Genomic DNA, 12,767 nt, shown 5'->3' on the forward strand with positions numbered 1-12,767 from the left:
ATTGTTTGAATTATTGGAAAATAACGTCAAGCACTATGCACAAACGTGCAGAACGGAACCATGCATGCCCCGTCCCCGACACTCCGACGCGCTGCGCGCGGCCCAGCTTTACTACATGCAGGACCTGACCATGGACGCCATCGCCCGGGAGTTGCGGACCTCCCGTTCCACAGTTTCCCGGCTGCTTTCAACCGCCCGGGACACAGGACTGGTGCAGATCCAGATCCGCAGTCCGCTCGACACCGGACCTGAATTGGAGCGGCTGATCCGGGCGCAGTACAAGGTGGATGTGCACGTGGTGCCCGTATTGGACACCCTGAATGAGGCGGAGACGCTGGACCGCGTGGCCATGCAGGCAGCACGCACCATCGGCCCGCTTGTGGACTCCAACGCCATCATCGGGGTGGCGTGGGGCGCCACCCTCAGCGCGGTGAGCCGGCACCTGACGCGCAAGATCACCCACGACAGCGTGGTGGTCCAGTTGAACGGCGCGGGCAATATGCAGACCACCGGCATCACCTACGCCAGCGACATCATGCGCCGCTTTGGCAGCGCATACGGGGCCCGGGTTGAACAGTTTCCCGTGCCGGCCTTCTTCGACCACGCGGCGACGAAGACCGCGATGTGGAACGAGCGGAGCGTGCAGCGCATCCTGGACCTGCAGTCCCGCATGAGCATTGCGATCTTCGGCGTGGGTTCCGTGGACGCGGACTACCCCAGCCACGTCTACGCGGGCGGGTACCTCGACGAGGACGACCTGGTCACCCTGGCGGAGTCCGACGTCGTCGGGGACGTGGCCACGGTGTTCTTCCGCGGTGACGGGTCCTCCGACGGCATCACACTGAACGAACGTTCCACCGGACCGTCGCTCGACCAGCTCCGCAAGGTGCGCCGGCGGATCTGCGTGGTGTCCGGGGCGTCAAAGATCAACGGGCTCCGCGGTGCACTGGTCGCAGGGCTGGCGACCGACCTGATCCTCGATGAGGCCTCGGCCCGGCGGCTGGTCAGCTTCGAGGGCGCGGGCTGAGCGGCCGGGACCCGTAGTGCTCGGCCAGCCGCGCCAATCCCTCGTCCAGCGAGACGGCAGGCGTCCAGTCGAGGAGTTCGCGGGTCTCACGCTGATCGAACCAGTGGGCGGTGGAAAGCTGCTCAGCAAGGAACCTGGTCATCGGCGGCTCCTCGTTCCGGCAGGCACGGGTCCAGACCTTCTCCACCACCGCTCCAACCGCCCGTGCCATCCCGCCCGGCACAGTCCACGACGGCGCGGCGACGCCCCCTGCAGCGCAGATGCCCGCCAGCAGCTCGCCCACCGGGCGTGGCTCGCCATTGCTCACCACCAGGGCCCGGCCGTGAATGTGTTCGATGCGGTGCAGCGCGGCGACGATCGCCGAGGCGGCGTTGTCCACGTAGGTGGTGTCAATCAGGGCCGCACCGGCGTCGAGCAGCGGCAGCCGGCCGCGGCCGGCGCGTGCGAGGACCCGTTCCACCAACTGGGTGTCGCCGGGGCCCCAGACAATGTGGGGGCGCACCGCTGCGACCCGGAACCCGGGGGCATCGGCTGCCAGTGCCAGCAGCTCCGCTTTGGCCTTGGTGCGGGAGTAGTCGCCATGCGCGTGCTCCGGGTCGGCCGGTTCCGCGCCCAGCCCAGCGATGGCGGCGCCGGAGTTGGCCACGGAGGGGGAGGAAACGAACACCAGATCCCGCACCCCGGCCGCCCGTGCGGCATTCAGCAGACGGCGGGTCCCTTCGACGTTCACTTCATCGAACTCCGCGGCACGGCCGGTGAAGGAGACCTTCGCAGCCAGGTGGATGATTCCTTCGGCTCCGGCGATGGCGCGGCCGAGCGCCTGATCGTCCGTGACGGACCCGCGGAAATCCTCAGCGCCGTCGACACCGGACGGCCGGCGCTGGAACGTGGACACGGCATGGCCCTGGCGGACCAGCAGCCGGGCCACCTCCCGGCCGAGCAGCCCGCTTGCACCGGTGACCAGGACCCTCATGGCTTTCCCGGCCGGCCGCCGGCCAGCACCCGCGACGCCCAGCGGGACAGTCTGGTCCTGTCGATCTTGGCGTTGTGCCGGATGTCGGTGGGCTGCGCCGGGACTTCGAGCACGGCAGAGATATTGACGCCCGCCTCAAGAGCCGCCGCGCGGACACGCCCGGCACGGTGCGGCGATGCCGGGCCGGCTTTGCGGGCGGAGGGCACCGTCTCGACGACGGCGATGACTGCCTGCGTTCCCGACGGACCGACCCCGACGACCGCAGCCAGGCCGACGTCGTCCAGGCGTTCGATGGCCTGCTCGGCGCCCACCGGCGTCACCACGGTACGGGGCGCCGTCACGATGTGGGCGAGGCGCCCCTCCACCCAGAGCCGGCCGGCGGCGTCGAAGTGCCCCACGTCGCCGGTGCGGTGCCAGCCGGGCGTGCGGATACTCTCGCGCTGGGTCAGCCAGAGCCGGTCGTAGGCTTGCTTGACATGCGGGGCGCCGACGAGGATCTCGCCGGTCACTCCCGCCTCCGTGACCGGCTGGTTCCCGGGTGCGGTGCCGTCCGCCGCCAACGGCACGACGGCGACGCGGGCTCCGTGCACCGGCCGGCCCACGCACACGCCGTTACCGGCCCCGGGCACGGTTCCGGCGGCGGCGTCCGCCTCCGCCTCGCGGATTCCTTCGAGGCTGATGTCGGTCACGGGCAGTGCCTCGGTCATCCCGTACGGCGTGTGCAGCGAAGCCTGGGGCAGCAGCCGCTGCACGTCCGCCAGGAGCGGTTCCGGGACAGGCGCCCCCGCGGAGAGCAGCAGCTCCACACGCCCCAGGGCCCCGAGTCCGGCCCGGCCCAGACCGCCCCGGGTCGCGACGACATTGCGCAGCGCCGCGGGCGAGGCGAAGACCACTGTTGCCTCGATGGCCGCGGCGGCGTCCGCCAGCGCGCGGGCCGTCAAGGTTCGGGGCGCCGTGACGTCCATGGCCGGCGTCACCGAGACCGCTCCGAGGGCGGGCCCCAGCAACGCGAACGGCGCGAAAGCCGCAACGAGGCGGGCACCGGAACTGATCCCGAAAGTTTCCGCCACCGTGTCCCGCATCGCGGCCAGCTGACGGTGGGTGTACAGCACGCCCTTCGCGGGCCCGGTGGAACCGGAGGTGAAGAGCACGGCGGCGTCGGCATCCGGGTCGGGCGCTGGCGACGACGCATGGCACATAAGCTCCGGGCTGAGCCCGGCTCCGCGCCGGGCGAGGGCGGCGAGCGAGGTTTCGACCCCGAGCAGGCGCCTGCTGGCCGGCGGGAGATCCAACATGCTGATCCGCCGTCCCGGCCAGCCGAGCGCCGCGGCAGCCGCCAGCGCCCTGTCAATGCCGATGAGGAAATCCGGGGTAGCGCCCTTCACGGCGCGGCTCAGGCCCCGGGTTCCCAGCCCTGCGTCGGCCACGACCACCACCGCACCAAGCCGCAGGCAGGCGTAGAGCGCCACGGTCAGATCCGCTCCGGGCGGAACCATCAGGCTCACCCGGCTGCCGCGCCCCACTCCGGCCGCGCGCAGCCCCGCCGCGAGGGCTGCGATGCTCCATTCCAGCGCCTGCCAGCTGAGCCGGCGGGCGACGTTGCCGGCCGCGTCCATTTCGGCGACGGCGGTGTCCCCGCCGGCGGCTCCTGCCGCCAGTTCGGTGAGTGGCCCCCACAGGGGCGGAACGCCGTCGGCCCCGGCTGTCGTCTCCTCCGGGACAAGACCGCCGTCCCGGCCGAGCCCGGAAAGCCACTCGAAGGCCGGTGCGGCGATGTCCCGGTCTTCCGCGAGCAGGTGTCCGGCTCCCTCGAAGCGGTGCACCCTGGCGTGCGGCAGCCGGGTGATGAGGTCCTTGAGGTACCGGTCGGAAAAGATCGGGTCGCGCGGGCCCCAGAGCATCAAGGCCGGAACCTTCAGCCCGTGCAGCCCTTCGGCCACGCCGCTGAGCGCCGGGAAACTGGGATGGGAAGCATCCACAGGGATGTCCGCAACGAAGTTCCCCACGCCGGCGCGGCGCCCGGCGCCACGGTACGGGGCCATGTAGGCCTTCCGGACGTCGGCGGGCAGCGGCGGGTTCGCCAGCGAGTGCGTCACGCGAAGAAAGGCGTCCGACGTCGTGGTGCCCCACCCGTGCACGGCGGGGTGCAGGGCAAGCCGCAGTGCCGGCGGGATCCCCGACTCGGAGGGCTGGTGGACGGCGGTGTTGGTCAGCACGACCCCGGCGAGCTGCTGCGGATGCGCCAGGGCCCAGCCCAGGCTGATCACGCCGCCCCAGTCGTGACCCACCGTAACCACCGGCCCGTCCAGGCCCAGTGCGTCCGTTAAGTCAGCCAGGTCGTTGATCCGGTCCGCTAGGCGCCGGAAGGTGCCGGTGCGTTCGGAGAACCCCATGTCCAGCTGGTCCACCGCCACCACGCGCCACGGATGCGCGGGGTCCGATCCGGCTGCCAGGAGGCTCCGCCACAGGTAGGACCAGGTCGGGTTCCCATGGACGCACAGCAGGGTGCCGGCGGGAGTCAGACCGCGGGCGGAGAGCTGGGCAGCGTTGTCGAGCAGGTGCCAGCGGCGAACGGTTCCGGGCTCATCCGCGGCAGACGTGGAGGCAACCGCGATTTCGCGCGACCATTCGGGGACGACGCCGGGCCAGCCCGCGGCTACCAAACGATTTCCATCATGGCAGTGTTCAGGCCTGACCCGACGCCCATGCACAGCACGCGGTTGCCGGTTTCGAGGGTCTGGGCCTCCGCGGCCAGCGTCATCGGAAGCGAAGCCGGGCCAACATTGCCCCAGTGCGGGAACGTGATGGGAACCTTGTCCGGGTCCAGGTCTATCGCGTCAATGATGGCCTTCGTGTAGGCATTGCTCACCTGGTGCGTGACGTACCGGTCCATCGAGCCCCAATCCCATTCCGGCTGCGCCTCGTGCCAGGCGTCGACCACGAGCTGCAGGCCGCCGTCGAGCAGGCCCTTCGTGTCGGTTGCCATGCCGTCGATGCCGCCCACGCACAGCTCATGGTGCTCGGTGCCGGCCCGCATCACGCCGCCCACGATCCGGTGCGCGCCGGGATTCTGGTCCGCCGGGCCCAGGACGGCTGCGGCAGCCCCGGATCCAAGCGTGAGCGTGGCGAACTCCCGGTTGAAGTCCTCCCGCGTGGTCTCGGGCCGCTGCAGCCGGGCCAGGGTGGCCTCCTGCGTTGCCTCGGCGTCCTCACCGTTGACGATCATCGCGTACTTGATCTGGCCGGAGTCGATCATGCTGGCCGCCAGGGTCAGCCCGTTCACGAATCCGAGGCAGGCGTTGGCCAGATCGAAGTTCATGGCCGATGACGGCAACCCGAGTCCGTGGTGGATCTTCACCGCGACGGACGGTTCCAGGTTGCGCCGCGTGACCGAGGTGTTGATCAGCAGGCCAATGTCGGACGCTTCGATTCCGGCCTCGGCCAAGGCCTTCGCGCCGGCTTCCACCGCGGCATCATCGAACGACGTCCCGGCGGCCCACCAGCGGCGGTGCGTAATGCCGGCTACGCGCTCCAGCAGCCGCGGCGGAAACTTCAGCCGCTGCAGGGTCGAAGCCAACCGGCGATCGAAATCCATGGAACTCACGATCCGCGGAGCCTCGACACTGCTCACCGACAGCAGCGCGGTGTTGCTGTGCCGGAAGGTTGCATTTCCTGCCAAGTCAAGCCCCTGTTCGTTTCCGTCTTGCATTCATGCGGTGACCGTACCCATAAACCCATAAGCGCAAGCCCAAGAGCTTAACTATGCCGGTGCGGGCCCGGATCATCCTATTTTGCGCCCGCGGCGCCACCGCGGATCCACGCGCTTCTGCCCGCGCTTGACCCGAACCGGTGGGAAACTCTCGGAAAAGCATCGCGGCTATGCAAGGATGACCGCATGAAAATCACCAGACAGATCGTTGTGTTCGACGCCGCCGACCTTCCTGCGGAAAGCGCCTTCTGGGCCGGCCTGCTGGGCGGCACCGTGGAAGCCGAGGATGACTGGCACACCGTCAGAGTCGACGGGAGCCCTCGCCTGGGCTTTCAGCTCGCGCCGAACCACGTGCCGCCGGAATGGCCCGACGGGAACCCGCAGCAGATCCACCTGGACCTCTATGTCGAGGATGTCGCGTCCGCCCATGACGAGGCCATCGCCCTCGGTGCACGCCTGCTGAAGCCGGCGGAGGACACCACCTCCGCCGAGGGCTTCCAGGTCTATGCGGACCCCGCCGGCCACCCCTTCTGCCTCTGCTGGGGCTGAACGCCCTCTGGGGCTCAACCGGGGCCGGGCTCCCGGGTCCGGGACTGAAACTCCACCTGCCAGTCCCACGCGCGGCGGCGCGGTATCGGTAGAGTCGTATCCATGACTACCTCACCCCGGCTCAGCCTGAACAACGGCGTGCTGATCGACCAGTTGGGCTTCGGGCTGTACAAGGTTCCGCCGAAAGACACCGCCAACCTTGTGGCCACCGCCCTGGAAGCCGGGTACCGCCATTTCGATACGGCCGCCATGTACGGGAACGAATCCGGGGTGGCGCGCGGACTGGTCGAGGTATTCGCCGCTGAAGCCTCCACCGGCGGTTCGGGCGAGGCCGCCCCGGGCACCTCGCGCGAGGACCTGTTCATCACCACCAAGGTGTGGAACGACGACCACGGCTACGACGCGACGCTGCGGGCGTTCGATACGTCCATGATCAACCTCGGCCTGGAATACGTGGACATGTACCTGATCCATTGGCCGTGTGCGAAGCGCGGGCTGTTCCAGGAGACCTACCGCGCCCTGGAGACGCTGTACCGCGAGGGCAAGGTGCGGGCCATCGGCGTCTCCAACTTCCTGCCGCAGCACCTGGACCAGCTGCTGGAAACAGCCGAGGTGGTGCCGGCCGTCAACCAGATCGAGCTCCATCCCTGGCTGCAGCAGGCCGAGCTGCGGGAGAAGCACCGCGGCCTGGGAATCCGCACGGAGGCGTGGAGCCCCCTGGGCCGCGGACAGGTCCTGGAGGACCCCGTCATCGGCGCCCTTGCGGCTGAACACAAGGTGAGCCCGGCCCAGGTGGTCCTGCGCTGGCAGATCCAGCTGGGCAACATCACCATCCCCAAGGCCAGCTCCGCGGCCCGGATCCGGGAAAACCTCGACGTATTCGGCTTCGAGCTCTCAGACCTGGACATGGCGGACATCGAAGCCCTGGAGCGCGGACACCGCACCGGCTCCCACCCCGACAACGTCAACTAGGACTCCCCAGCAGATGAGAACAGCCGACTCCGAGCCCGCCACCGCACCATCCTTCGTCAGCAGCGGACTCGCCGCCCGCACGCGTGCCTCCACCGTGCAGCTGGCGGGCAGCAACGTTGCCTACTGGGTGTACGAACCGGAAAAGACCGCGCCTGAGACGCGTACCATCCTGGTCATCCACGGTTTCCGCGGCGACCACCACGGCCTGCTGCGCGTGGCCGACCAGCTGCCTGAGATGCGGCTGATCATGCCGGACCTCCCCGGGTTTGGCAGCTCCGGAGCGTTTACCGACTCGAGCCACAGTGTGGAACGCTACGGCCGGTTCATCAGCGACTTCATGGCGGCTCTGGGACTGGGCCCGGACACCGTCCTGCTAGGCCACTCGTTCGGCTCCATCGTCGCTGCCCACTTCGTCGCGGCCCATCCGGAGGCGGTCCGGCCCCTCATCCTGGTCAACCCCATCGCCGCGCCCGCGCTGGAAGGCCCCAAGGGCCTCATGACCCGGCTGGCCGTGCTGTACTACCGCCTCTCGGCGCGGCTCCCCCGCCCCCTCGGCCTCGCGCTCCTGCGCAGCCCGCTCATCGTGCGGGTCATGAGCGTGGCCATGGCCAAGACGAAGGACAAGGACCTGCTGCGCTTCATTCACGGCCAGCACCACGCGTACTTCAGCGCGTTTGCCGACCGGGACAGCCTGTTGGAATCCTTCACCGCGTCCGTCAGCAGCAACGTGGCCGAAGTGGCACCCGGGCTCGCCCTTCCGACGCTGCTCATCGCCGGCGAAAAGGACGAGATCGCCCTGCTGCGGGACCAGCACCGGCTTGCCGCGCAGCTCCCCGACGCAACGCTCGATGTCATCCCGGGCGTCGGACACCTGATCCACTACGAAACGCCCGAACCTGCCGCAGGATTCATCCGCCGCTTCCTTAAGGACCACCCCGCGTGAAGATAGTGATTGATGCCCGGTTCACCCGGACGGACCACCACGACGGCATCAGCCGCTACGGCTCCAGCCTCATCGCGGCCGTCTCCAAGATCGCCGACGTGTCCATGCTCATCAGCGACCCCCGGCAACTGGCGCTGCTCCCCGATGTTCCCTACACACTCATCGGCAGTCCGCTCTCCCCTGCCGAGCTCTTCGTGGCCCGGAAGGTCAACCAGCTCGGGGCCGACGTGGTGGTGTGCCCCATGCAGACCATGGGCACGTGGGGACGCAGGTACGGCCTGGTGCTCACCCTGCACGACCTCATCTACTACGAACACCCGGCGCCCCCTGGCTTCCTGCCGGCCCCGGTCCGAATCCTGTGGCGCCTCTACCACAAGGCGTTCTGGCCCCAGCGGGTGCTGCTGAACCGCGCCGACGTCGTCGCCACCATCAGCAGGACCACCGAGGCCCTGATGGCCAAGTACCGCCTGACCAGCCGTCCGGTCCGCATCGTCAGCAACGCCCCACAGCCGGCCCAGCGGCCCCGCGACCCGGAAGCGGCGCCGGAGAAGACACTGCTCTACATGGGCTCGTTCATGCCCTACAAGAACGTTGAAACCATGCTCGCCGGGATGGCCGGCCTCCCTGACTACGCCCTGCACCTACTGAGCCGGATCACGCCGCACCGCCGGGCCGAGCTCGAGGCGCATATTCCCGCCGGCGCGAACGTCGTCTTCCATAACGGAGTGAGCGACGACGAATACGCGGCACTGCTGAACCGCACCACCGCGCTGGTCACCCTGTCCAAGGCCGAGGGCTACGGCCTGCCCCTGGTGGAGGCCATGGCTCTGGGCACCCCTGTGATCGCCAGCGACATTCCAATCTTCCGCGAGGTGGGAGCCGACGCCGCCACCTACGTTGCTACCGAATCAGCGCCGGAGTTCACCGCCGCCGTCCGCAGCCTCGCGGACCGGCAGCACTGGCAGGACATCTCACGGCGGTCGGTGAGGCGCGCAGAGCAGTTCAGCTGGGACGAATCCGCCCGCCAGCTGGTGGACGTTGCGGCGGAGGTCATGGCGCTCCGCCGCAAGTAGAGCAGCGCCGAACCCGAAGCGTCAGAGCACGTCCACGCCGTCGAGCCGCAGCTGGACCGGGTCCTCGCTGCGTTTCGCCGCGCCTGCTGCCTTGGCAGCGCGGAGAACCCTTGTCACAGCGGCCGCCTGCGCGTACGGGATGAACAGCAGTGTGCGCACGTCCACGCTCTCCGTGGCCGCTGCCGGGGTGACCGCCGCATGGGTGCTTGCGGTCTGCAGCAGCGGCGCAGGGCCCGCAACGCGCAGCTCCACTCCCTCGTCGGCAAGAAGCTTGGTTGCCGAGGCGGTGAAATGGCCGACGGCGGTGCTGCCGCCGGTGACGGCGGCAACCCGCACCGCCGGCGGCAACTGCAGCTCGGTGCGCAGGCCCAGTTCCCGCTGGGCATAGCCGGCCGGGTCCCACCGCAGCAGCGCGCCCACGGCGGCGGTGTCGTCGGCGGTGATGACAACGATCCCGCCCTCGGTGGCAGGCTTGACCAGTGAAGCGGCGTTGAACCACCTCCGGACAGCGTCCTCGCCCGCGCGCAGGTTCTCGCGGCGAAGCAGTGAATCGCCGTCAAGCAGCAGCGCCGCGGCGTACCCGCCCGGCGCCACGGGCTCGGCACCCACCGTGGCCACCACCAGCGCGCACGCGTCCGTCACGGTGGCCTTGACGTTCTGGCCGGATGAGGTGACCACGGCCTTTCCGGGAAATGCCCGGCCCAGTTCCTCGGCTGTGCGGAGAACGCCGGCGGCGCCACGGCGGAGACGGGTCCCGTGGCAATGCACGCAGCGCCAGGCCGGTGCCGGCGTCGAACACCAGCGGCACTGCGGAACGGCGGCGCTGCCGGCCATGGCGAGCGGACCCTGGCAGGAGGGGCAACGCGCCGGTTCCCGGCAGGTTTCGCATGCCAGTGACGGCGCATATCCGGCGCGGGCCACCTGGACCAGGACAGGGCCGCGTTCGAGCGCGTCCTTGGCGGTGCGCCACGCGGCGCCCGGCAGCCTGGCCAGCCGGGCGAGCGGGTCGCGCTCCTGTTCGAAGCTGTCGGCTGTGTTCAGGACCCGGGGAACCGTGCGGCGGACCACGGTGCGTTCCGCGTCCACGGGCATCGCCCAGCCGGCGTCCACCAGCCGCTGTACCTCAGTGCTGCGCGCGTGCCCCGCCAGCAGGCAGGCCGCACCGTCCTGTTCGGCACGGAGCAGCAGCACCTCACGGGTGTGGGCGTACGGGGAACGCTGTTCGACGTGAAGGTCGTCGCCGTCGTCCCAGCAGACAACAAGCCCCAGGTTCTGTACGGGGGCGTAGGCCGCCGAGCGTGTGCCCACGGCGACGCCCGCGGAGCCGTTGAGGACCCGGAGGTAGCTGCGGTACCTGGGCGTCTGGCCGTCGTCGGCCGTCAGCCGTGCCACGTCATCGGCGGGCAGGATCTCCTCGAGGGCAGCCTGGACACGGTCCAGGTCGCGGTAGTCGGGAACGACGACGACGGCGCCGCGTCCGGACTGCCGGACCGCCGCCACCGCCTCCGCGATAAGCCGCGGCCAGCCGTCCGGGCCGAATCCCTGCAGCGCGCCGAGGGCAGCCCGGGGCGAGCCTCCGGACGCGAGATGGCGGAGGAAGGCGGCACCGTTCCGGTACCGGTTCCAACCAGGCGATGCGGTCCAGCCGGAGCCGGACAGGTCCGGGCCGGCGGCGGACGGCGTGGCCGGTTCGGCGCCGGCAAACTCCTTCTCCACCTTGACCACCCGCGGCGGGATGGCCACCCGGAGCACATCGCTGACCGTGCCTGCATAGCGTGCGGCCACGCGGCCGGCGAGCTCCTGCAGCGCGGGAGTCAGCACAGCAACCGGCGAGACGACCTTGTGCAGCGGGACGAGGGGCTGGCCGGCGTCGGACTCGGCAAGCCGTTCCAGGAGGTAGCCGCCGAGTTCCTGGCCGCTGAATTTCACCCGGACGCGCACGCCCGGCTGGGCGTCGTCATCCAGCTCGGCAGGCACACTGTAGTCGAACGGCCTGTCCAGATGCGGCAGCGGGGATTCGATGAGGACGCGTGCCACCGGACGGACGGCGGCCAGGACGGGACCGCCGGAGGGCCTGGCCGTGGCAGGGAACCCCTGCAGCAGGGACAGCTGCAGGGGTTCTGATGCTGGATGCATAGACATGCCGTTTGCCGTCATGCGCCTTACCTCCGTCCGATATTACTGATCAGCCAATCACACGGGTCTGACATTCCCGGTGCCGGCGGACGCGGACGGGAGGGCTCAGGCGTTGAAGTATGCCTTCAGGTCGTCCACGCGGTCCAGGCGCTCCCAGGTGAAGTCCGGATCGTCGCGGCCGAAGTGGCCGTGGGCCGCCGTCTTGGCGTAGATGGGACGCTTGAGGTCCAGGGCGTCGATGATGGCGCGGGGGCGCAGATCGAAGATCTCCGCAATCGCGGCACTGATCTTTGCCGGGTCCACGGTCTCGGTCCCGAACGTCTCGACATAGGTCCCCACCGGGCGGGCCTGGCCGATCGCGTAGGCGATCTGGATCTCGGCGCGCTTCGCCAGCCCTGCGGCCACCACGTTCTTGGCAACCCACCGCATGGCGTATGCCGCGGAGCGGTCCACCTTGGACGGGTCCTTGCCCGAGAAGGCGCCGCCGCCGTGGCGGGCCATGCCGCCGTAGGTGTCCACGATAATCTTGCGGCCGGTGAGTCCGGCGTCGCCCACCGGGCCGCCGATCACGAACGCACCGGCCGGGTTCAGGATGTTGGTGGTGCGCGAAATGTCCAGGTCAGCGAGAGCGAGGACGGGGTCGATGACGTGCGTCGCGAGGTCGGCGCGCAGCTGGTCGAGGCTGAAGCCGTCGGCGTGCTGGCTGGAGATCACGATGGTCTCAACCGAAACGGGCCGGTCGCCGTCGTACCCGATGGTGGCCTGGGTCTTGCCGTCCGGGCGGAGGTAGGAGAGTTCGCCGCTCTTGCGGACCTCGGTGAGCCGCTCCGACAGGCGGTGCGCGATCCAGATCGGCGTGGGCATATAGGAGGGGGTCTCGTCGCTGGCGTAGCCGAACATGAGTCCCTGGTCGCCGGCGCCCTGGAGGTCGTAGTCGTCCTCCTGGCGGCCTTCGCGCGCTTCGAGGGAGTTGAAGACGCCGCCGGCGATGTCGTTGGACTGCTGCCCGATGGACACGGAAACGCCGCAGCGTGCGCCGTCGAAGCCGTTGGCGGACGAGTCATAGCCGATGCCCAGGATCGTTTCGCGGACGATCTGCGGGATTTCGACGTAGGCGTCGGTGGTCACTTCGCCGGCCACGTGGACCAGGCCGGTGGTGGCCATGGTCTCGACGGCGACGCGGGACTCGGGGTCCTTGTCCAGCAGGGCGTCCAGGATCGCATCACTGATCTGGTCACAGATCTTGTCCGGGTGCCCTTCAGTCACCGACTCCGAGGTGAAGAGCCGAAGCGCGGCGGGTGCTGACCCGTGGGATTCTGGAATGTGCAGCGGTAAAGTCACTCAACTACCTTACTGGTTGGCAAACGGCGGGGCGGCAGCGTGTG

The 12,767-nt window shown here is 69.5% G+C and carries 10 protein-coding genes; 5 read left to right on the forward strand and 5 right to left on the reverse strand.

Going from position 1 to position 12,767, the window contains the following annotated elements:
* Positions 1–64: 64 nt before the first annotated feature.
* The gene (locus ACFTSA_RS14165) at positions 65–1,027 is read left to right on the forward strand and encodes a sugar-binding transcriptional regulator (protein WP_377952065.1); all 963 of its coding nucleotides are present in this window, start codon (positions 65–67) and stop codon (positions 1,025–1,027) included.
* Here the strand turns inward: ACFTSA_RS14165 and ACFTSA_RS14170 are convergent.
* From ACFTSA_RS14170 to ACFTSA_RS14180, 3 genes are read right to left on the reverse strand one after another with little or no spacing between them, the layout of a single operon-like run.
* Positions 1,005–2,000 (reverse strand): NAD-dependent epimerase/dehydratase family protein, encoded by a 996-nt coding sequence (locus ACFTSA_RS14170; RefSeq protein ID WP_377952067.1) that lies wholly within the window; start codon positions 1,998–2,000, stop codon positions 1,005–1,007. The two genes, ACFTSA_RS14165 and ACFTSA_RS14170, sit on opposite strands and share 23 nt — an antisense overlap.
* Entirely contained in the window at positions 1,997–4,663 is a 2,667-nt protein-coding gene (locus ACFTSA_RS14175; protein WP_377952069.1) for an alpha/beta fold hydrolase, read from the reverse strand. The genes ACFTSA_RS14170 and ACFTSA_RS14175 overlap by 4 nt, the downstream gene beginning before the upstream one ends.
* Complete coding sequence (locus ACFTSA_RS14180; RefSeq protein WP_377952071.1) at positions 4,657–5,679, reverse strand: 3-oxoacyl-ACP synthase III; 1,023 nt, start codon at positions 5,677–5,679, stop codon at positions 4,657–4,659. The genes ACFTSA_RS14175 and ACFTSA_RS14180 overlap by 7 nt, the downstream gene beginning before the upstream one ends.
* Positions 5,680–5,895: 216 nt before the next feature.
* Here ACFTSA_RS14180 and ACFTSA_RS14185 point away from each other — a divergent pair, with 216 nt between their 5' ends.
* The 4 genes from ACFTSA_RS14185 to ACFTSA_RS14200 all read left to right on the forward strand — a co-directional run bounded on the left by ACFTSA_RS14185 (position 5,896) and on the right by ACFTSA_RS14200 (position 9,246).
* Positions 5,896–6,258, forward strand: coding sequence for a VOC family protein (locus ACFTSA_RS14185; protein WP_377952072.1), 363 nt, complete (start codon positions 5,896–5,898; stop codon positions 6,256–6,258).
* A gap of 102 nt (positions 6,259–6,360) precedes the next feature.
* On the forward strand, positions 6,361–7,230 hold the full coding sequence (locus ACFTSA_RS14190) for an aldo/keto reductase (RefSeq protein ID WP_377952074.1): 870 nt from the start codon (positions 6,361–6,363) through the stop codon (positions 7,228–7,230).
* A 13-nt stretch (positions 7,231–7,243) separates the two neighbouring features.
* Positions 7,244–8,173, forward strand: a complete 930-nt coding sequence (locus ACFTSA_RS14195; protein ID WP_377952075.1) for an alpha/beta fold hydrolase — start codon at positions 7,244–7,246, stop codon at positions 8,171–8,173.
* Positions 8,170–9,246 (forward strand): glycosyltransferase family 4 protein, encoded by a 1,077-nt coding sequence (locus ACFTSA_RS14200; protein WP_377952077.1) that lies wholly within the window; start codon positions 8,170–8,172, stop codon positions 9,244–9,246. The genes ACFTSA_RS14195 and ACFTSA_RS14200 overlap by 4 nt, the downstream gene beginning before the upstream one ends.
* Before the next feature lie 21 nt (positions 9,247–9,267).
* On the opposite strand, the gene ACFTSA_RS14205 is transcribed toward ACFTSA_RS14200, so the two are convergent.
* Positions 9,268–11,388, reverse strand: coding sequence for a primosomal protein N' (locus ACFTSA_RS14205; protein ID WP_377952078.1), 2,121 nt, complete (start codon positions 11,386–11,388; stop codon positions 9,268–9,270).
* Between the two features lie 99 nt (positions 11,389–11,487).
* Positions 11,488–12,723 carry a methionine adenosyltransferase gene (gene metK / locus ACFTSA_RS14210; RefSeq protein WP_377952080.1) on the reverse strand — a complete coding sequence of 412 codons (1,236 nt, stop codon included), beginning with the start codon at positions 12,721–12,723 and terminating at the stop codon, positions 11,488–11,490.
* Between the last annotated feature and the right edge of the window lie 44 nt (positions 12,724–12,767).

This window comes from Arthrobacter sp. NPDC057013, from assembly GCF_042674585.1.
Taxonomy (GTDB): domain Bacteria; phylum Actinomycetota; class Actinomycetes; order Actinomycetales; family Micrococcaceae; genus Arthrobacter.